At 65.3% G+C, this 19,784-nt stretch carries 20 protein-coding genes and 1 pseudogene; 9 read left to right on the top strand and 12 right to left on the bottom strand.

The annotated features are described in order from the left end of the window. Positions 1-14: 14 nt before the first annotated feature. The 6 genes from Q8W67_RS15095 to Q8W67_RS15065 form a co-directional block, all read right to left on the bottom strand. Positions 15-551: a c-type cytochrome gene (locus tag Q8W67_RS15095; protein ID WP_305546872.1), complete on the bottom strand. Its 537-nt coding sequence runs from the start codon at positions 549-551 to the stop codon at positions 15-17. Beyond that, positions 538-1,791 (bottom strand): sulfite dehydrogenase, encoded by a 1,254-nt coding sequence (gene soxC, locus Q8W67_RS15090; protein WP_305546870.1) that lies wholly within the window; start codon positions 1,789-1,791, stop codon positions 538-540. Before soxC ends, Q8W67_RS15095 begins: the two co-directional genes overlap by 14 nt. A 75-nt stretch (positions 1,792-1,866) precedes the next feature. Next, positions 1,867-2,604 carry a DUF302 domain-containing protein gene (locus tag Q8W67_RS26865; protein ID WP_370693885.1) on the bottom strand — a complete coding sequence of 246 codons (738 nt, stop codon included), beginning with the start codon at positions 2,602-2,604 and terminating at the stop codon, positions 1,867-1,869. A 12-nt stretch (positions 2,605-2,616) separates the two neighbouring features. Beyond that, positions 2,617-3,840, bottom strand: a complete 1,224-nt coding sequence (locus Q8W67_RS15075; protein ID WP_305546868.1) for a molybdopterin-dependent oxidoreductase — start codon at positions 3,838-3,840, stop codon at positions 2,617-2,619. Positions 3,841-4,501: 661 nt separating this feature from the next. Continuing rightward, complete coding sequence (locus tag Q8W67_RS15070) at positions 4,502-5,254, bottom strand: SDR family NAD(P)-dependent oxidoreductase (protein ID WP_305546866.1); 753 nt, start codon at positions 5,252-5,254, stop codon at positions 4,502-4,504. A gap of 141 nt (positions 5,255-5,395) precedes the next feature. Beyond that, entirely contained in the window at positions 5,396-6,280 is an 885-nt protein-coding gene (locus tag Q8W67_RS15065) for an alpha/beta fold hydrolase (RefSeq protein WP_305546864.1), read from the bottom strand. 107 nt (positions 6,281-6,387) lie between these two features. On the opposite strand from Q8W67_RS15065, the gene Q8W67_RS15060 reads away from it, so the two are divergent. Then, on the top strand, positions 6,388-7,398 hold the full coding sequence (locus Q8W67_RS15060; RefSeq protein ID WP_305547008.1) for a LysR family transcriptional regulator: 1,011 nt from the start codon (positions 6,388-6,390) through the stop codon (positions 7,396-7,398). Here the strand turns inward: Q8W67_RS15060 and Q8W67_RS15055 are convergent. Continuing rightward, positions 7,367-8,803: an aldehyde dehydrogenase family protein gene (locus Q8W67_RS15055; RefSeq protein ID WP_305546862.1), complete on the bottom strand. Its 1,437-nt coding sequence runs from the start codon at positions 8,801-8,803 to the stop codon at positions 7,367-7,369. The genes Q8W67_RS15060 and Q8W67_RS15055 overlap by 32 nt on opposite strands. 372 nt (positions 8,804-9,175) lie before the next feature. Between Q8W67_RS15055 and Q8W67_RS15050 the strand changes: the two genes are divergently transcribed. Beyond that, a complete protein-coding gene (locus tag Q8W67_RS15050; protein ID WP_305546860.1) occupies positions 9,176-9,370 on the top strand; it encodes a hypothetical protein in 195 nt (64 codons plus the stop codon). Between the two features lie 213 nt (positions 9,371-9,583). Here the strand turns inward: Q8W67_RS15050 and Q8W67_RS15045 are convergent, their stop codons facing one another. The 5 genes and pseudogenes from Q8W67_RS15045 to Q8W67_RS15030 all read right to left on the bottom strand — a co-directional run bounded on the left by Q8W67_RS15045 (position 9,584) and on the right by Q8W67_RS15030 (position 13,723). Next, a complete protein-coding gene (locus Q8W67_RS15045; protein ID WP_305546857.1) occupies positions 9,584-10,111 on the bottom strand; it encodes a cytochrome P460 family protein in 528 nt (175 codons plus the stop codon). A gap of 156 nt (positions 10,112-10,267) precedes the next feature. Beyond that, a complete protein-coding gene (locus tag Q8W67_RS15040; RefSeq protein ID WP_305546855.1) occupies positions 10,268-10,525 on the bottom strand; it encodes an MBL fold metallo-hydrolase in 258 nt (85 codons plus the stop codon). A gap of 151 nt (positions 10,526-10,676) precedes the next feature. Further along, on the bottom strand, positions 10,677-10,892 hold the full coding sequence (locus tag Q8W67_RS26860; RefSeq protein WP_370693888.1) for an MBL fold metallo-hydrolase: 216 nt from the start codon (positions 10,890-10,892) through the stop codon (positions 10,677-10,679). Between the two features lie 589 nt (positions 10,893-11,481). After that, a pseudogene (locus Q8W67_RS15035) lies at positions 11,482-12,057 on the bottom strand (SDR family NAD(P)-dependent oxidoreductase); the annotation flags it as partial. Between the two features lie 226 nt (positions 12,058-12,283). Next, a complete protein-coding gene (locus tag Q8W67_RS15030) occupies positions 12,284-13,723 on the bottom strand; it encodes a PLP-dependent aminotransferase family protein (protein ID WP_305546853.1) in 1,440 nt (479 codons plus the stop codon). Between the two features lie 353 nt (positions 13,724-14,076). On the opposite strand from Q8W67_RS15030, the gene Q8W67_RS15025 reads away from it, so the two are divergent. The 7 genes from Q8W67_RS15025 to Q8W67_RS14995 all read left to right on the top strand — a co-directional run bounded on the left by Q8W67_RS15025 (position 14,077) and on the right by Q8W67_RS14995 (position 19,758). Further along, complete coding sequence (locus Q8W67_RS15025) at positions 14,077-14,559, top strand: MSMEG_0572/Sll0783 family nitrogen starvation response protein (RefSeq protein ID WP_058191264.1); 483 nt, start codon at positions 14,077-14,079, stop codon at positions 14,557-14,559. A gap of 82 nt (positions 14,560-14,641) precedes the next feature. After that, positions 14,642-15,718: a Nit6803 family nitrilase gene (locus Q8W67_RS15020; RefSeq protein WP_305546848.1), complete on the top strand. Its 1,077-nt coding sequence runs from the start codon at positions 14,642-14,644 to the stop codon at positions 15,716-15,718. Further along, positions 15,672-16,775 (top strand): MSMEG_0568 family radical SAM protein, encoded by a 1,104-nt coding sequence (locus tag Q8W67_RS15015; protein ID WP_305547006.1) that lies wholly within the window; start codon positions 15,672-15,674, stop codon positions 16,773-16,775. The genes Q8W67_RS15020 and Q8W67_RS15015 overlap by 47 nt, the downstream gene beginning before the upstream one ends. Beyond that, complete coding sequence (locus tag Q8W67_RS15010) at positions 16,772-17,317, top strand: MSMEG_0567/Sll0786 family nitrogen starvation N-acetyltransferase (protein WP_305546846.1); 546 nt, start codon at positions 16,772-16,774, stop codon at positions 17,315-17,317. Before Q8W67_RS15015 ends, Q8W67_RS15010 begins: the two co-directional genes overlap by 4 nt. After that, positions 17,317-18,312 (top strand): sll0787 family AIR synthase-like protein, encoded by a 996-nt coding sequence (locus Q8W67_RS15005; protein ID WP_305546844.1) that lies wholly within the window; start codon positions 17,317-17,319, stop codon positions 18,310-18,312. The genes Q8W67_RS15010 and Q8W67_RS15005 overlap by 1 nt, the downstream gene beginning before the upstream one ends. Beyond that, positions 18,309-19,484 (top strand): MSMEG_0565 family glycosyltransferase, encoded by a 1,176-nt coding sequence (locus tag Q8W67_RS15000; RefSeq protein WP_305546842.1) that lies wholly within the window; start codon positions 18,309-18,311, stop codon positions 19,482-19,484. Before Q8W67_RS15005 ends, Q8W67_RS15000 begins: the two co-directional genes overlap by 4 nt. Then, the gene (locus tag Q8W67_RS14995) at positions 19,477-19,758 is read left to right on the top strand and encodes an MSMEG_0570 family nitrogen starvation response protein (protein WP_305546840.1); all 282 of its coding nucleotides are present in this window, start codon (positions 19,477-19,479) and stop codon (positions 19,756-19,758) included. Before Q8W67_RS15000 ends, Q8W67_RS14995 begins: the two co-directional genes overlap by 8 nt. Positions 19,759-19,784 lie beyond the last annotated feature (26 nt).

The raw sequence follows: 19,784 nt of genomic DNA, 5'->3' as shown, positions 1-19,784 counted from the left end.
TGGACAGAAACAAATCAGCGGGAGTTGCGGATATTTGTGTATGTAACCTCCGGCACGAAACCCTCACGATTTGGCATTCGGACCTGCGCCAGATTGTCCTTAGAGAGGGTAGCGTTTGCTGGCATAATACCGTTTAGGTCGAGGATATAAGCCGTAACGGCATAGGTCTCATCTGATTTTAGGCTGCCGGGCGCTGGATAAGGCATCGCTCTGCGAATGTAGTCGAATAGCGTTGTAGCGTAGGGCCAGAAACTGCCCACAGTCTTAACCGGCCTAGCAGAGGCGAGAGTACCTTGGCCTCCGACAAGCCGATCCTTGATTCCGCCCTGTCCACCTTCGCCATGGCAGGCTGCGCATTTCTGCTCAAAGATCACCTTTCCTTGCGCTACTGTACCAGCGCCGGCCGGCAACCCTTGACCATCTGGCCGGACGTCGATGTCCCAAAGTTCGATCTCTTCCGGGCTCGCCGGACGGCCGAACTCGGAAGCTTGTACTGCTGAGGAAGCGGCCGTGAGGATGGCTGCGCTGAGAATGAACTTACGCCAGAACATTGCGGACGCTCCCAGCTTCGTCGATGCCCCAGGTCTGCTGTGCGCTGTAGTGGAACAGTGCATTGGTCCCGACTTGCGCGATGAAGCTGGCGCGGTCAGGCTGGACATTGCCCTTATCGTCTGTCGAGCGACTCACGATCTTAACTGGTCGCCCGTCCCACACCCAATCGCGCTGGAAGCGCGTTTGCGCCTTCGGAAGAACCTGCCCGGTCAGCGTCGCATCAGTCCAGGTCGTGCCACCGTCGGTGCTCACCTCGACCCGCGTGATTTGACCGTGGCCACTCCAGGCAAGTCCCGTGATGCGGTTATAGCCGGCCTTGATCCGCATCATGCCCGAAGGAGACGTGATGACAGAGTTGACGTCCTGCTTGAGCTGGAACTGACGCGCCTTGCCGTCTGTCTGCAACTGTGTGTAGCGAGCGGTCTCCCAGCGCGTCATGAAAGGCTGATCGCCAAATTTCAGCCGCCGCAACCACTTAATGTTTAGGTTGCCCTCGAAGCCAGGTAGGAAGAGCCGAACCGGAAACCCGTGCGCGGGCCTAAGCGGCTCGCCGTTCTGCCCGTAGGCCAAGATCCCTTCGGCGATGATTTCGTCGGTCAGGGGAATGCTGCGCGCGACGGCGGCTCCGTCGTCCCCTTCTGCCAACATCCAAGTCGAGGCACGCTCTACACCGACAAGGTCGATGAGGAAGGAGAGCGGTACGCCGGTCCACTCGTGGGTGCTGACGAGGCCGTGCGTATGCTGCACGGTGACGTTGTCGGGGGCTGCCTTCCAGTTCTCCCATCCGTTGCCCGTGCACTCTAGGAATGCAATGCGCGAAATCGACGGCATCGCTCGGAGATCGTCCAGGGATAGGACGAGCGGCTTCCTCACCATGCCATGGACAAGCACGCGATGCTTACTCGGATCGAGGTTGGGAACACCGGAGTGGCTGCGTTCGTAGTGCAGGTCGGACGGTGTGATCGCTCCCAAGAACTTATCGAGCGGCGACTTGGAATTGATCGCGACGCTTGGGTCTACGTTGCGCTGCCCAGGGGCTGCCTCGGGGATGCGGGCGATCTGCACGTAGGGTGAGCGGAGGCTGTATGCGGTGAGGTCATCGCCCGGCTCCCGTGGTGGCACGTCCGCCAACGTTTCGGCTACGGCAGGAGGCGCGATGATGCCGCCGGCGGTTGCCGCGGTTGCGGTCAGAAGGCGTCTACGCGACAGCTTACCGGCGTCAGGCGATGTCTTCAGCATGGGGGCCTCTCTCGTCGTTCGGCGTGTCCGCCGTGGTCGGCAAGTGGGATCGTGCCCTGGTGTTGCGCTGGCGGATCAAGGTCCGGCAGCAGGGGCCGTCACCGCCTCTGCGATGACCTTGCCGGCGGGCGCTAGCCGCTCGGCCATCCCAGACGGGAGGTCGTGCTTGCCTTCGAGAGTCGCGGCGGAGTTATAGACGACCCAGGCTCGGCCATTTCCGTCCTCGCGGACGAGGACTCGAAGTGGGAGTTCTAGCGCGAAATCCGGGGCGGCGACCATCAACGGCGTGCCGCCTCGCGGATTGCCGAAAACCAGCACGGTGGTCGGCGGCATTTCGAGTCCGACCGATTGAGCGGCGGCGCGGTGATCAATCGTGGCAAAGATCGTGAAGCCCTTGCTCTCCAATGCCGCGCGCAAGCGTCCGATCGTCTCGGCAAACGTGTAGATGCTCGGAAGACGAGTAGTTTCAGGATCCTGCCGCGCCATCTCACCACCTCCGATTTCCATGCTTGCGAGATATTCGACGATAGCTGGCACATCGGCCGGATCTACGGGCGCCCTGTAGGTGTGGATCATCTTGTCGACTTCGGACTGCCATTCTGTCCGGGTAAGCTGGGGCTGAGTCAGCACCATGCTGGCCGAGTGACAGGCCAGGCAGTTGTTGTTGATCGCATCCGCCTCCGATCCGCCTGGGAAGATACGGTCTACCGTCGGCAGATTGCCCTTTACCGAGCGGAACTGCATCGGCTCAGCGGCAAATGAGGGAGCAGCGAACGCGGCGAGGCCCGCTGTAAGCGTAAGGATACGCATCATCGCAGGCCTCCCTCAGGCTGCGGTCACGGAGACGGTCTCGACGCCGCCGCGCATGAAGCCGTTCGGATTCCAAGTCTGCTCCAGCGGCTGCGTCACGTCCTGCGCGTTGGTGCAGCGGGCTATCAGACTAACCTGGCCGGCTCTCGGCGCGGGCAGCACAACGTCGAAGCGCCGGAAGCTGTAGCGGCCCTCGTCCGACCCTAGGCGCGTGGGCAGCCATGTACGACCGCCATCGCTTGAAACCGTGATCGCTTTCACCCCGCAGTCGCCGCCGAGGGCAATGCCCCGCAGCGGCAGCGGTGCGCCGGCCTTCACCACGGCGTTCGGCGCCAGGTTCGTCAGGAAGGCGCGTGGCACCATCCGGCTGATGGGCATGGTTTGATAACCGATCTCGCTAGGTCGGACGCTACCTCCCGGTGTGTTGGGGATGCGATAGGCCACCTTCATCCAGAACTGGCCGTCGGGATAAGCGAGCACCTCAATGTCGCTCAGCATCTTCACCCAGTAGGTCGAGTACCACCCGGGCACGAGGAGGCGCAGCGGGAAGCCGTTGAGGAGGGGCAGTTGCTCGCCATTCATGGCGAAGGCAACCATCACCTCGCCATCGCGGGCGTGATCGATATTGAGGGACTTGCGGAAGTCCGGAGCCTCCGGGACAACCGGCGCGTCGAGTCCATCGAAACGGACCTGCACAGCTCCGGGCCGCACGCCGGCACGGTCGAGGAGATCCTTGAGGCGCACGCCCATCCAGCGAGCGTTGCCCATCGAGCCATGAGCCCACTGTGCTCCTGGAACGCGTGGCTCGAACAAGCCACGTGAGTTGCCGGAGCACTGATTGACTGCAGCGATCTCGACATGCGGCAGGCGTCCGATTTCGTCGAGTGAGAGTGACAGCTCGCGCTCGACGTGGCCGCGCACGCGCAGACGGAAGGCAGCTGCATCGATCTCGGTTGGGATCTCGGCCCAGTGCCAGCGCACGAAGAAGCGGTCGTTCGGGGTGAAGACGCCTTGATCGAAGACCTCCAAGGGCGTCTCCAACAGTGGAGGACGGGTGCGTTGCAGGATCATAGCGCCTTTGCCGGGAAAGGCCGTTGAGAGTGCCCGTTCGTTAGGTCCACCCGGCAGCGGAAGTCGGATCGACTGCGTGTCCGTGGCACCAGCCGGCCACACGCCGACCGTAGCGGCGAGGCTGCTCAGAAAAGCACGACGGTCCAGAACAGCACTCAGGCGCGACATGTCGATTTGACCTTCACCATATTTAAGTTCGATGGCCTTTAATGCGGAACATAACGCGTATCCGAGTTTTCAGTAAATCTAAAAATGTTCAGAAAATTTCAATTTGATAGCTGTTCGAGGTAGAGCCAATCTCAGATCGAATTTTTATGGGAATGAGTTGCGACTTAACACGCAGCATCGCTTCCTCATCAACTTCGCGATATTATTGGCCTTCGACTGATCGCTGGTTCGCGTCTCCACAGACAGGGCGACTTCGGCATGGCGGAGAACGCTGCGACGATCATCAGATTGCGGCACATGACGGAATTGTGTCTCAATTCATGATCGCTTCAAGAGTCCTGCCAACAAAAAACAATCTATCAGATTGTTATTAACTATATATTCAGATATACATCCGTAATTACGCAATATTACTACGGTTATAAGATACCAAAGTACTATAGGATATCATGACCGCACTCGACTTGGCATGACCACCTACCCGCTCGCATCCTTATTCCGGGCAGGGCCTTATAGTTATCAATCGCTGCCAGTCTGTTTTAGCTTCTTTTCCAGACCGCATCTCCGCGTGCCTGCGCCAGCGGCGCGGCCTGGACCGACGGTAGGCTTTGCCGTGAGGAGATCCGACCACCGGCGACGGTGGCAATCGGCCTTGCCGTCCTCAGATCTGGGCGGAGCCGCCATCCGCGAAGAGTTCCGAGCCGGTCACGTAGCTGCTCTCGTCGGAGGCGAGGAACAACGCCGCCGCCGCGATCTCGTCCACCCGCCCCATGCGTCCGAGCGGTGTCGCCGCAACCGTCAGCCGCTGCATCTCCCGATCCTGCTCTTCGGTCTGAGCCAGCCCGTGCCATCCGGGCGTCGACGTCGATCCCGGTGCAAGCACGTTGACCCGGATGCGGCGCGGGGCCAGATCTAGGATCCAGCTGCGCGCGAAGCTCCGGATCGCCGCCTTGCTCGCGCTGTAGACGCTGAAGGCCGGCGTGCCCGTCACGGCCGCGGTCGAGCCGGTCAGGATGACCGAGGCGCCGTCGCGCAGGAGCGGAAGCGCCTTCTGCACGGTGAACAGCGTCCCTTTGACGTTGCTGGAGAAGGTTCTCTCGTAATGGTCCTCGGTGATGTCCTGCAGCGGCATGAACTCACCTCCACCCGCATTGGCGAAAAGGACGTCGATGGCCCCGGCTTTCTCGCGTACGACCGCATAGAGGCGGTCGAGATCGGCGACGTTGGAGACGTCGCCCTGGATGCCATGCGCTGTGCTGCCGATCTCGCGCACGGCCGCGTCGAGCTCAGCCTGACGCCGTCCGGTCATAAAGACACGTGCGCCTTCGCTTGCGAACCGTTTCGCGGTCGCGAGCCCGATGCCGCTGTTCGCACCGGTCACCACGGCGATCTTGCCGCTGAGTCTCTGGGTCATCAGGACAATTCCGATTGATCGACGAGCGTTGGATGGCATCAGCTCGCGCAGAACCGGCTCGGCGTCGAATATCGACCATGAGAGTTTCGCCCGCTGAGAACCTGCACGGCCCGGCCCCGCGCATCTTGCCTGCCCGATACATCAATTGCTGCTGATCGTGCGGCCGAGAAAGTTTCCGATCAACGGCGCGATGACATCGAGCTTGTCTTCGAGCGCGAAGTGTCCGGTGTCGAACAGGTGCAACTTGGCATCGGGCAGATCCCGCAGGTAAGGATGCGCCCCGTCGGCCGGGAAGATCGTGTCGTTCTCACCCCAGACGATCAGTGTCGGCGGCTTGCGTTCGCGGAAGAAGGCCTGGAATTGCGGGTAGAGCGGCACGTTGCTGCCGTAGTCGCGGAACAGGTCGAGCTGGATGTCCTTGTTGCCCGGCCGGTCGAGCAGTATCTGATCATGTAGCCAGTTGTCCGGATCGATCCGGGAGACATCTGCGACGCCATCGACATACTGGAACTTCGTCGTCTCCGGAGCGACGAGGAAGGCGAGCGCTTCGCGCCGCTCCGGTGTATCCTCGCGCCAGTAGGCCTTGATGGGATCCCAAAACTCCTTCAGCCCTTCCTCGTATGCATTGCCGTTCTGGATGACGAGCGCACTGACGCGTTCGGGATGCTTGAGCGCGAGCCGATAGCCAACCGGGGCACCGTAATCCATCACGTACATCGCGTAGCGCTCGACACCGAGCTCAGCGAGCAGGCCGTCCACGATCTCGGCGTAATGCGCAAAGGTGTAGGCGAAGGTCTTGTGGTTGGGAGCATCGCTCTGACCGAAGCCCGGATAGTCCGGTGCGAGGACGCGGTAGCGATTGGCCAGGAGCGGGATGAGATTGCGGAACATGTGCGATGAGGTCGGGAACCCGTGCAGCAGAAGCACGACTGGTGCGTCCGAGGGTCCCGCCTCCCGGTAGAACACGTTCACGTCCGCGATTTTGGTGGTACGATAATGAACCACCGGTATGGTGACGGGACTCATCACGATCATTTCCCTCGCATCGATCCTGCTGCCGGAAGCTAAGGCATCGTGTGGCAAGGCAGAATGCCTAATCTGCGACAGTCTAGATTTCGCGGAGCGGAACAATGATCGACCGTCTCGATGCGATGCGGATCTTCGTCACGGCATTGGACGAGGGCAGCCTCGCTCGCGCAGGCCGGCGCCTGGCGCGCTCGCCTGCCGCCGTGACGCGAGCCATTGCCGCTCTCGAGAGCCATGTCGGTACCCAACTCCTGCACCGGACGACCCGACGGCTCCAGCTGACCGAAGCAGGTGAACGGTATGCCGCCGTCTGTCGCCGGGTGCTCACGGATCTCGAGGAAGCCAACTTCTCTTTGGCGGGAGACAAGGCCGCCCCGCGCGGTGTTCTGACGGTCACTGCCCCGGTGATGTTCGGGACACGGGTGCTGCGCCCGATCGTGGGCGAATTCCTGAGAGCAAACCCGGAGGTGCAGGTCCGCTACCTGCTGCTGAATCGGATGACGAACTTCGTCGACGAAGGTATCGACGTCGCGCTCCGGATCGCGCCGTTGCAGGACTCCAGCCTGATCGCGGTCCGAATCGGCGAGGTGCGTCGTGTCCTTTGCGCGTCGCCGAAATACTTGGCAGACCGCACCCCGATCGAAGCCCTGTCCGACTTGGCTCGGCACGACTGCATCGGGATCGAGCCCACGAGCCCGAACGACATCTGGAGCTTCCCGCCCGCTGTCGGCGGCAGGGTCGTACGCACGGTTCAAATCAGGCCCCGCCTCATGGTCAACACCGACGAGGCTGCCGTCAGCGCGGCGGTGGACGGCGAAGGCATCGTCAGGGTTTTCTCCTACAAGATCCAGCGTGAAGTGACGGGCGGCAGCCTGGTCGTTCTGCTCCCTGAGTGCGAGCCTCCACCAGTGCCCGTGCATCTGATCACCTCGTCCGAGCGGCTGGCGCTCGCCAAGGTCCGGGCCTTCATGGATTTCGCCGCCGCCCGTCTCAGAGCCGACTTCGACCAGATGGCGCCGCAGCGCTTAACCTTGATGGCGACCGATGATGCCGGTCGTCACTCGGATCGGCCGTCGGTTCGCCGTGTCAGCGCCGCAGGTGGGAGTCGGCCTGCGTGACGCGACTGCGCAACGTGAAGACGCCGCTGCCCGACAGGATGGCGCTGCGGGCGAGCAGGCGGCCGTTCTCCCAGTTGGACAGTCCGAGCTCGGGTTGATCCAGGGCATATTGCCCGTCCACCCAGCGCGTGAACCCGTCGCTCACGAAGGGCGCGTTCACCATGTCGTAGAAGCGCCGATGTGCCGCCGGGTCGCGGCTGATCAATGAGGCCACGAATTGCGGGCTGTAGCGGTTGAACAGCGCAGCCGCATGATCGAGATCGTCCACGATCTTCAGGCTGACCTCGGGGGTGTCCTCCCATTCCCACTCGCGTCCGAGATCATGCTCCGGCAGAACCTCGGTCAACGGCTCGACCCGTTCACCCTCGGCGCGCCGGACGCGGACGGTGGCCGTGCGCCAAACATGCGGTAGGAATGGCTCGTCGCCGGCCACCACGTGGAGTTTGCAGCCGTGGCCCTGAGATCGTCCGGCGGTCTCCAGCGCCGTCAGGAAGGCCGGCACGAGATCGGCCATCCGTGCACGATGGATGCAGCAGACGTTCAGGGTGTTGCAGACCTTCCGATCCAGCGAGGCCTCGACCGCCGCGGCGAAGCGCTCCGGATCCGCGTCCCGGTCGGCAACCATCCACGCTCCGCCCGTCCCGTGCAGGCTGACAGCGGTTCCAGCCTGCCGCGCAACACTTCCGAGTTGGGCGACAGCATGCCCCGATCCGCGCGCTACCGCCAATGAGAGGCGTCGATCCGCGAAGAGAGCCCAGCCGGCCGATCGCTCCGGGCTCTCGACGAGCGAGATGGCACCGGGCGGAAGTCCGGCGACCAAAAGGGCTGGAGCGAGGGCGTAGCGCGTAATGGCTTGCGCCGTGCCCAGCGCATCACTGCCGATCCGCAGGACGGCCGTGTTGCCCGTCCGCAGGACACCCGCGGCATCGGCGAACACGTTGGGGCGTCCTTCGAAGACGAAGCCGACCACGCCGAGCGGAGCCGCCACCTGCTCGATCGTCCAGCCGGAGTGGGCGATACGTTCGACGATCCGACCTCGCGTCGTCTCGCTGTCTCGCCATGCCCGCAAGCCAGCAATCATGTCCTGTCGCATACGCTCGCTCGCCACGAGGCGCGTCGTCGAGCGGCCGCGGCTCTGTGCGCGCTCCGCGTCGCGGTGGTTCGCATCCGCGATTGCGCTCCAGACGAATGGGTCTTCCAAGAGAGTGGCGAAGCGGTCGAAGAACCGGCCGATGGCCCGATCGGGGACGGCCGACATCGCCAGGAAAGCCCCGTGAGCCTGATCCACCGCGCTGGCTGCGAGCGCGATCTGGGCTGCCGGGATATGGAGGAGATCGCCGGTCTCCTGCAGGATCAGCAGGTGATCGCCTTTCTGGAAGCGCTCGGCGAGCTCCGGCGTGATCACGGCAGCGCGCGTTCCGCCGAAGGGCACGAGCGAATTAGGAATGAGGCGGTCAAGGGCGATGGTCGTCATGGCAGCAGGCGCATAGGGCAAACCAGCCGCGCATACCAGTTGTGACCGCCGTCTTGCCGGCAAGGAAGCCGAGGCGATCGTGTATGTATTTTAAAGCTTTCCGGCGTTGCCGACCCTCGGAGACAAGGGATGGAATCATTTACTACCTGTCCCAGGCCGAAATAAAAAAACTTTTTATGGTCATATCGAACTCAATTACTTCCACATAACTAGACGTACAAGCTACGGCTCGAGGGCTCGTCGACAAATTCATCTCCATCAGCGACCGGCATTGGTGCCAGCCGCCCATCGGAGGAACTTACGATGTCCCGCAATCTCGTTCTCGCCCTGGCTCTGCTCGCCGGCACCGACGGACCTGCTGTCGCCGAGGGCACTCACACGGTCAACGCCTGGGGCGCCCGCTTCGAGGTCCCCGACGCTCCGGCCGGCGGCGCCGTCGTCGCTCCGGCGTCTTACGACAACCTCGCGCCGTTGGTCCGCAGCATGCCGCGGCTATAGCTCCGTGAAGAGCAACGTCGCGCCGGCTCCGACCTCGGGAACGGTCTCCGCACCAACCCGCACCCTCAACGTGTGGGGCGCCCACATCGACGTCCCAGCCTACTGATCGGTGACGCCTGCGCGACGGCGATTGGAGGCGGTCGAGCCTGATCGGCCGCCTCCGCGCGATGCGAGCCGTTCTCCGCCGGCGGATCAGCAGGCGCCGGAAATCTCTCAAGGCGTGTAGCGCGTGAAGACGAAGTCGTCCGCCTTGTTCGCCCGGGCATGGCAGGGAAAGCAGGTGTTCATCAACGCCTCGCTACGGTTCGGCTTGCCGTCCTCGAACTGGCCATAGCCCCAACCGCCTGTGTTGGCGTACTTCTCTATGTCCTTGACGCTGAACTGGATGTTCGTCGCATGTCCAGGCACGAACGATTGGACCTGACCGAAGATCGCGTTGTTCTCGTCCGACGGCACGTATCTCCAAGCCAGTCTTCCGATGATGGCGCCGTCGGGGAAGGGACGCGTCCCCTCCCGGTAGGCTTTGACCGCGATCCTGTTTCCGAGAACGGCGCGCAGATCGTTGAGGCTGCCGGCCTCGTGAGCCAGGCCGATCAACTGCCAGTCGCGATATCCGGCAGGAAGCTTGACGCCGAAGATCGGAGAGCCGTCGTCATCGACACCTCCGGCCGCGACGGGCATCAGGACGGCGACGCAGGCTGCCAGCGCAAACGCAGACGACACCAGGAATGTCTGCTTCATGGACCGTCCTCCCTCGACATCCGGTGTACTTCCGCGGTCGGAATCCGCGCCCCGTTGCAATCACTTCCAAGCGTCTGATGGGTCATCGTGCGCCGCGATGTAGCGGTAGCCGCAGCTGTCCCGCTCGGCATAGCCCACGCCGGGGTAGGGCCAGTGCTAGCCAAGCAGTTTCGCATGTTCGCTCGCTGCACGATCCAACAAACGCTTGCGGCTTGCGATGGCGTGCTCGTTATCGGCGTCGAAGCCGAACGTCCACGCCGGATGCGGGAAGAAGATGGAAGGCGTTGTCACGACATCGCCGACGACGATAAGTCCGTCACCTCCCGCGAGTTCGAAGGAGAGATGGCCTGGCGTATGACCTGGCGTCGCGATGGCGAGGATTACTGAGACAACCTCGTCACCTGGATGGATCATCGTCACCCGGTCGCGTATGGCGGCATATTGGCGCCAGTCGCCAGTCGCCAGTCGCCAGTCGCCAGTCGCCAGTCGCGAACGAGTGCTGGGCGCTTGGCAGCTTTGTCCAGACATCCTCGCCGTTCCAGAAGTCCCACTCGGACGCGCCAGATTAGTAGGCAGCGTTCGGAAAGCGCAGCGCGTCGTCGGCCAGCATGGTTCCCCAGATGTGATCCGGGTGCCCATGGGTGAAGATCACCTTCGCGATGCTGGCGGTATCGAAACCCCTCGACAGGAGATGGTGCGAGAGCTGACCAAGATGTGCCGGGAACCCGACGCCGCCAGTGTCGAACAGGATCCAGTCGGCGCCGCTCCGGGTATGCGCAATATTCGCTGCTGGCTGGTAGTTCTCGGAGACGATGAAGGCCGCTTCTAACGCCGCCGCTCGCTCGCGCGCCGGCGCCTCCGGGCCAGAAGCGAGGTGGTCAGCACCAGATGTCCGTCGCTGAAGACAACAACCTCGTGGGAGCCGTGTCGGAAACGGTGAGCTTCGAACTGCGTCACCTCGCTGGTTCGGCCGGGCGACAGGCCGGCAGCCGTGGGCGAACGATAATCGTCCGTCGAACGAAACTCTTCGGTCATGCTGTTACCCCCGTGAACAGGAAGATGCGCCCGAGCATTGTCGAAAATCCGGAATCGATGAGACGACCGGCAAAATGTAGGAACACCGTTAAAGCCGGCCACGTCCGCAAGCCTCGGATCAGATGATCCTCGCGAATGTTAAAATAGTGCGGTCCGCAGCAGAATAGCTGTCAGGCGAAAGTCGGGATTTCGCGGGATGGAACGGTGATGGATCGTCCGGCGTGAGGCGCGCGCATGGCCGCCCATGAAGATGCCGACCGATCTGATCCACCCCGACTGCATCGCAGCCTTGATATTCGTAGGTCCAGCAGTTCGCGATCCGGAGCTGCCTAGGCAAGTATACGATGCGCAGAATGAAGGGTGTACGCCACCATCGGATCGTAGACCGTGCGCTCGAAGCCGGGGTCGTCGAGGTTCGGTTCTGCGTAGCGATGCCCGGAGGATGCGACCATGACCAGTCTGTCGCCGTCCCGAGCCAGGGACGCGATCCGGTTCACGAACACGAAGTGGCCGAGATGGTTGGTGCCGAACTGGGTCTCGAAGCCGTCGGTCGTGGGACCGCGGGGTGTAGCCATGACGCCGGCATTCGCGATCACGACATCGAACGGCCTTCCGTCCGCTTGCAGCGCGTCCGCGCAGGCGCGCACGCTCGTCAGCGAAGCGAGGTCGAGCTCGACCAATTCGAGACTTCCGCCACCCGCTGCCTGATCGCGGACCCGAGCGGTCACCGCCTCTGCCTTGGCGAGGTCGCGGGCCGTGCCGACGACCTGTGCGCCGTGCGCCGCGATGGCACGAGCCGTCTCGACACCCAGACCCGCGGAGACACCGGTGACGAGGACGCGCTTTCCGCTGAGGTCTACGCCGGCAGGCACCTCATCGGTGGTTGAGGTGGCTCCGAATGATGCGGCCATGTTGCTCTCCTTGGATGGCAGACCTTCGTACGCTGCTGTGAGCCATTCGCGTTAGGAGCGCGAGCAGGCCGTCTTCGCCTGCAGGGCCAACCACCCGAAAGACCTTGACCACGCGATCATCGTCGTCGTCATGCCCCACCGCTATCCGGCAGGCCGAGGTTACGGCCGCCAAGCACATCATCGAGTGGCCGCGCGAGCGCTTCGACCTGTACCCGGCTCGGACGGTTCAGATGTATGCTGAGGCGAGGGCCGGCGAGCCTTCGAGCGCGTGGGCGAGCACTTCCAGTCCGTGCGTGATCTGCTGCCGGGTCGAGGGTCCGCCGAGACAGAGACGCACCGCCTCCGGCGGTGTCCCCGCGACGCAAAAAGGGTCGCTGCCGATTACGCCGAGCCCAGCCGACCGACCTTGGCTGGCGAAGGCCGAGCGCGTCCAGCCCTCCGGCAACGTGATCCAAACGTGGAAGGCATGCGGATCGGCTGTGTAAGTCCCGGCTGGAAGCATCGCGGCCGCGATGCGCTGGCGCGCGGCCGATTCCTCGCGAACGAACTGCACGATGGCCTCCGCCGTGCCATCCATGATCCAGCGCGTCGCCAATGCCGTCGCTATCGGCGAGGCCATGACCGTGGCGGCGCGCAGGGCGCCGCCCAGCGGCAGGGCGGAACGGGCGCTCGGGGCGACCAGAAAGGCGAGCCGAAGTCCGGCGCCCAGGCACTTGGCGAGACCCGCCACGTAGTAGGTGATCTCCGGCGCGAGTTCCGCAAAACTCGGCGGCGGAGTCGGGCAGATGCGCGCGTAGGCGTCGTCCTCGATGATGGTGACGGCGTATCGCCGCGCAACCGCGATAATGGCCTCGCGCCGCAGCCTGGGCAGGGTCGCGGTGGTGGGGTTCTGCAGCAACGGATTCAGGTAGATGGCCTTCGGTGCGACTTTGGTGCAGGCGGCGGCAAAAGCATCAGGGTCGACCCCGTATCGGTCCATGGGCAGATCGACGAGACGCAGTCGCAAGTGCGCCGCAAGCGCGCGGATGCCGGGATAGGTGATCCGCTCAGCGCAGATCGTGTCGCCCGCCCGGGCGACCTGCCCCAGTATGCTGAACAGGGCGCTGTGCGCACCTGGGCAGATGAGCAGGCGCTCTCGGGGCGTGACGACCCCGCGCCCCTTCAGCCAGCGCAGAGCCGCTTCCTTGTCCTCCTCCGTGCCGCCGAAGCCCTGGTAGCGCAGCAGGTTGGTGAGATTGCCGGACAGTTCCACGAACGAGGCTTGCATGCGTGCTTGCAGGGCCGGCGCGTCGGGCTCGGGGGGCAGGTTCATGGTGAAGTCGACCGGCCCGATCCGACGCGCTGCCGCGGCACCGGTCGAGCGGGGCGGGCGCGCCGGATCGACCACGAAGGTCCCCTGGCCGACGCGCCCCTCGATCAATCCGCGCTTATGGGCCTCGACGTAGCCGCGCGAAACTGTCGTGAAGTTCAGGTCGAGCGCCTCGGCTAGTGCGCGCTGAGTTGGTAGGCGCGTACCTGCCGTCAGGCGCCCAGTTCGGATGTCGTCGGCCAACGCCTCGGCAATGGCGAGATAATGAGGCTTGCCCCACCGCTTCAGATCCGGCGTCCAGCCCCCGGCCCCTCCAGTCTGCGGGTTCGGTCGTTCGTCTCGCCCTAGCGAAGTCATTCGTGGCCGCCCAGATCATGATGCGATCAATGCTCGATTGTATGGCTAGCAATAGCTGTACCGCAATCGCTGCCGGGCGCGCTCACCGAGCTGTCCATACAATGCTTACAATCGGCGATTGTCTAACGTGCATTTTCTGGACGATGAATAGGCATCCGCCGCACGGCGATTGGGCGCCTTGACGGCAAATTGGCAACAAGACACCCGCGATTGATCGTTTTATTGTATGCATATTATATCAGCGCATTGATGGCTTATTGATCGCCGCGCTTTGGCACACCGCTTGCCATGGATGACTTGTGACCGCCGGAAGCTCCGGCTGCTGCGGTCCAATCCATCGAGGAGAGAGATCAATGCCTGCCGTAAATCGCGAGCCTCACAAGAAGGGCGACTTCCTGGTCGATTACGAGGAGAAGGTCTTCGAGGACGTCAAGGCCGAGCCGGGCCAGAAGGCGCTGGTCACCTTCCACACCGTCGCGTTCGAGGGCTCCATCGGCCTCGTGAACCTGCTCCAGGCCACGCGCCTGCAGCGCAAGGGCTTCGAGACCTCGATCCTGCTCTACGGCCCTGGCATCACCCTGGGCGTCCAGCGCGGCTTCCCACGGCTCGGCGACGAGGCCTTTCCGGGGCACCTCAACTTCAACAACCAGCTTGAGAAGTTCATGGCCGAGGGTGGCAAGGTCTACGCCTGCCGGTTCTCGACCCAGGCCCTCTACGGCCACGGCGAGGCCGCCTTCATCGAGGGCATCCGCATGATCAACCCTCTCGACGTCCTCGACTGCATCCTCCTGCACAAGCGCGACAACGCTGTGATCATCGACACCTGGACCGTCTGACCGGCCCCTTGGCCCCCAGTCCGGGACGTCGCATCCGGCGGCCACGCGCGACGTGGCCGCCGTCACAGCCGGAGGATCAACCATGTCAGAGAACCGGATCGTGCGGGCCGCCGCCGTCCAGATCGCGCCGGATCTCGACCGGCCGGAGGGTACCCTGGAGCGGGTGCTGAACGCCATCGACGAGGCCGCCGCCAAGGGCGCGCGCTTCATGGTCTTCCCCGAGACCTTCGTCCCCTACTACCCCTACTTCTCCTTCGTGCTGCCGCCCGCGCTGCAGGGCACCGAGCACCTACGCCTCTACGAGCGCGCGGTGGCCGTGCCGGGACCCGTGACGCAGGCCGTCTCGGCCGCCGCGCGCCGCCACGGCGCCGTGATCGTGCTGGGGGTCAACGAGCGCGACCATGGCTCGCTCTACAACGCGCAGCTGATCTTCGATGCGGACGGCACGCTGAAGCTCAAGCGCCGCAAGATCACACCGACCTACCACGAGCGCATGATCTGGGGTCAGGGCGACGGCGCCGGCCTCGCCGTGGTCGAGACGGCGGTCGGCCGCGTCGGCGCGCTGGCTTGCTGGGAGCACTACAACCCGCTCGCCCGCTACGCCCTCATGGCGCGCCACGAGGAGATCCACGCGGCGCAGTTCCCGGGCTCGCTCGTGGGCCAGATCTTCGCCGATCAGATGGAGGTGACGATCCGCCACCACGCGCTGGAGGCGGCCTGCTTCGTGGTCAACGCCACCGGCTGGCTCACCGACGAGCAGGTGGCACAGGTCTGCCCGGACGAGCGCCTGCGCGGCGCTTGCCGGGGGGGCAATTGCACAGCCATCGTCTCGCCCGAGGGCAAGCACCTCGCGGATCCCCTCGGGCCGGGCGAAGGCATCCTCGTCGCCGACATGGACCTCGCGCTGGTGACCAAGCGCAAGCGGATGATGGACTCGGTCGGTCATTACGCGAGGCCCGAGCTCCTCAGCCTCGTCCACGACGACCGCCCGGCCTCGTTCGTGCACCCGCCGATGCGTTCCCAGACTGATTTCCGGAGCCTCGACCATGAGCAGTTCCCCGCTTCCGACGAGCCTTCTCTCGTTTCCGCCGGGCGTGGCGGGCCTGGTCGGGATGCCGACGGAACGCCTGATCAACGCGTTGCAGTCCTACGGCGTTAGGCTCGCCGACAGCCACGCCGGGGCGCCGAGCCGCCGCGGCGGGGCCGGCCCCTCCGACCACAAGGCGATGACTATCGCGGGGCGGACCGTGATGGTCCCGGTCCATACAGAGACCGCCTTCGACTCGCCCTTCCTGGTCCGCCGCCCGGACGCCAACGGGGTCTCGGTGATCGAGCACGACGGCGTTGTGATCGGACGCGCCACCTTCCCGGGCAAGCCGCGCTTCTACGCCCTCTCGACCTTCGACGGCGTGCCTTACTCGAAGATCGCCGTGCTGCACGGGCGCGACGTGCTCGCCACCACGGTGCTCCAGACCTGCATCCGATATGCCAGCCGCACCAAGAGCTGTCAGTTCTGCTCCATCGGACAGTCACTCGCCGCCGGTCGCACCGTCGCGCACAAGACGCCCCAACAGCTCGCCGAGGTGGCCCGCGCGGCCGTGCTCCTCGACGGCGTCAAGCACATGGTCATGACGACAGGCACCCCGAACGCGACCGACCGGGGCGCCGCCGTCCTCTGCGAGAGCGCCTTCGCCGTCAAAGCCGCGGTCGACCTGCCGATCCAGGCTCAGTGCGAGCCGCCGGATGACGACCGCTGGTTCGAACGCATGAAGGCCTCGGGCATCGATGCCCTCGGCATGCACCTGGAGGCCGTCACCCCCGAGGTCCGGGCCCGGATCATGCCCGGCAAGGCGAGCGTGCCTCTGGAGCGGTACTATGCGGCCTTCGAGGCCGCCGTTCCGGTCTTCGGGCGGGGCCAGGTCTCGACCTACATCCTGGCCGGCCTTGGCGACGCGCCGGAGGCGATCCTGGAGATGGCCGAGCGCCTCATCGGGATGGGCGTCTACCCGTTCGTGGTGCCGTTCGTGCCGATCTCCGGCACGCCGCTGGAGAGCCACCCAGCGCCCGGCCCCGACGTCATGCACGGCATCCTCAAACCCCTCGCGGACATGCTGGTCGGCGCGGATCTCCGCTCGACCGACATCAAGGCCGGCTGCGGGCGCTGCGGGGCCTGCTCGGCGCTCTCCACCTACGAGCGCGCGGGGACGGCCTCATGATCCTCGAACCCGTGCCGCCGTACTGGCCAAGCCACTTCCGCATCAAGTTCGCCACGAGTTCGTGGGAGCGGCACGCCTGCGCGGCCCTGCGCCGCCAGGTCTTCTGCGCGGAGCAGCGCATCTTCACCGACGACGACCGGGACGCCGTCGACGCGCACGCCATCCCGATCTGTGCCCTCTCGACGCTCGGCGGCGACGCCGATGCCGTCGTCGGCACCGTGCGCATCCACGAAAGTCAGGAGCGTCCCGGCGAGTGGTGGGGCTCGCGCTTGGCCGTGGCCGGACCGTTCCGCGGCACCGCCGCGCTGGGCGCCGGGCTCATCCAGGTCGCGGTCTCCTCGGCACACGCGCGAGGCTGCACCCGCTTCCTGGCCCACGTCCAGGAGCGGAACGTCCCGTTGTTCCAGGCCCTGCACTGGACGAGCCTCGACGAGGTCGACCTACACGGGCGGCCGCATCAACTGATGCAGGCGGACCTCACGGCCTACCCGCCGATGCACGATCCCGAGCACGGGCTCATCACGTTCCGAAGGGCTGCGTAATGACGGCGGCCGTCGACCTGCAGGCCCTGGCCCGCCAGATCCGTGACGCGCGCGGCGTCGCTCACAAGCGCGACATCGATGCCGTGGTCGCGCGGCTCGGGCTGAACAGCCGCCACGCCGCGGTGCCGGTCGGTGATGACTGCGCCGCCATTCCCGACGGCGACGGCCACCTGCTGCTCGCCATTGAGGGCTTCCTGGACAGCTTCGTCTCGGCCGATCCGTACTTCGCCGGCTATTGCGGCATCATGGTCAACCTCAGCGACATCGCCGCTATGGGTGGGAGCCCGCTCGCCGTAGTCGACGCGCTGTGGAGCCGGGATGCCGCGGCGGCGGACCCGATCCTGGCAGGCCTGTCCGACGCAGCGGCGCTCTACGGCGTCCCGATCGTCGGCGGTCACACCAACGCGCGCGCGCAGGCGGCCAACCTGGCGGTCGCCGTGCTCGGCCGGGCTGGCCCGTGCCTGCTCACGAGCTTCGACGCGGCGCCCGGCGATGACCTCGTCGCCGCGATCGACCTGCGCGGACGCTTCCGCGATCCATATCCGTACTGGGACGCCTCGACCGGCACGGCGGGCGAACGCCTGCGCGGTGATCTCGCGCTGCTGCCGGGCCTCGCGGAGGACGGCCTATGCCGGGCGGCCAAGGACATCAGCATGGCGGGCGTCGTCGGCACCGCCCTGATGCTGCTCGAATGCTCGAATGTCGGCGGTGTCATAGACCTCGACGCGATCCCGCGACCTGCGGTTGTGCCGCTCGCCCGCTGGCTCACCGCCTTTCCGAGCTTCGGCTACCTGCTGAGCGTTCGCCCTGAGCGCACGCCCGCCGTCCTCGCGCGGTTCGCCGAGCGGGACATCGCGGTCGCCACGGTGGGTCAGCTCGACGCAAGCCGGGTCGCCCGGGTGCGCGATGCCTCCTGCGGAGAAGCAGTGGTCTGGGACTTCACGGTGAGCCCGCTGATCGGCTGCGGCCAGGACGCCATGGGTGCCGTCCGATGACAGCCCTGCGCATCGCCGTCCTGACCCACTCCACCAACCCGCGGGGCGGGGTCGCGCATTGCCTCGCCCTTGCCGAGGCCCTGTGCGCGCTCGGGCACGAGGCGGTGGTCCACGCGCCCGATCCGTCCGGGCGCGGCTTCTTTCGTGCCGCCGCCTGCCCGACGATCTCGGTGGCCGCAAGGCCGGTTGCCGGAACGACGGTCGACGTCGTGCGGGCTCGCATCGACGACTACCTACGCCACTTCGCCTCGCCCGCCGCCTGTGACTTCGACGTCTTTCACGCCCATTGCGGCATCGGCGGCAATGCACTCGCAACGCTCAAGCATCGCCGCCTGATCCCCGGCTTCGTGCGCACGGTCCATCACCTCGACAGCTTCGCCGACCCGGTGCTCGCGGACTGGCAGGATCGCTCGATTCGTGAGGCCACGCGCCTGCTCTGCGTGAGCCGCGCCTGGGCCGACCGGATCGCGGGCGACCTCGGTGCGGAGATCGGCGTCGTCGGGAACGGGGTGGACCTGTCGATCTACCAAGCGGTGCCGACCGAAGCCGACGCGATCGTGCGGGCGCGCTGGGGCCTCGGTGACGGACCGGTCATCCTGAGCGTCGGCGGCTTCGAGGAGCGCAAGAACACCGCCGGGATCATCGAGGCCTTCGCGCTCCTGCGTCGACGCCATCCGCAGGCGCAGCTCGTGGTCGTGGGCGGCGCATCGCTCCTCGATCATGCGTCCTACGGCGCCCGCTGCCGCGCCGCGCTCAGCGCACACGGGCTTGTGGTCGGGCGCGGCGAGGCGGTGATCGAGACCGGACCGGTCTCGCAGGCGGAGATACCGGCCTTCTATCGGAGGGCGGACGTCCTCGCCTTTCCCTCCTGGAAGGAGGGCTTCGGCCTCTGCGTGCTGGAGGCGATGGCCTGCGGCACACCGGCTATCGTCTCCCGCCGGCCGCCCTTCACCGAGTACCTCCAGAGCGACGACGCCCTCTTCGTCGATCCTGGCGATCCCCGGGACATCGCCGACGCCATGACGGCCGCCCTGGCCCCGATGACCTGCGCAGGCCTGCAAGCTGCCGGGTCGGCCCGGGCCGCCGCCCACTCCTGGCGCGCCTGCGCCGAGCGTCACCTCGCGACCTACGCGGCCTGCGCCCGCGTCGAACAAGAGCCGATCCATGCCTGAGATGCATTTCCACATCCGCTGGCCCGATGGCCGGCGCGAGGCCTGCTACTCGCCCTCCCTCGTCGTGAAGGACTTCCTCACCGCAGGCGAGAGCTACGCCCTCGACGACTTCGTCGAGAAGACCCGCACGGCCCTCAACATCGCGAGCGAGCGGGTGCGCGAGAAGTACGGCTTCGCATGCTCGTCGGCGATGGCCCAACTCGCCCGGATCGAGGACGCGGCGAAGCGGCAGGACTCCGGTGGCCTCGTCACGGTCGAGACCTTCGAGCCCTGAAACAGCCGGGTCCTCTCAACACATCA

The organism is Methylobacterium sp. NEAU K (assembly GCF_030700285.1).
Lineage (GTDB): Bacteria > Pseudomonadota > Alphaproteobacteria > Rhizobiales > Beijerinckiaceae > Methylobacterium.
The sequence above is the reverse complement of the archived record's forward strand: the minus strand, read 5'-3'. Positions and strand labels throughout refer to the sequence as shown.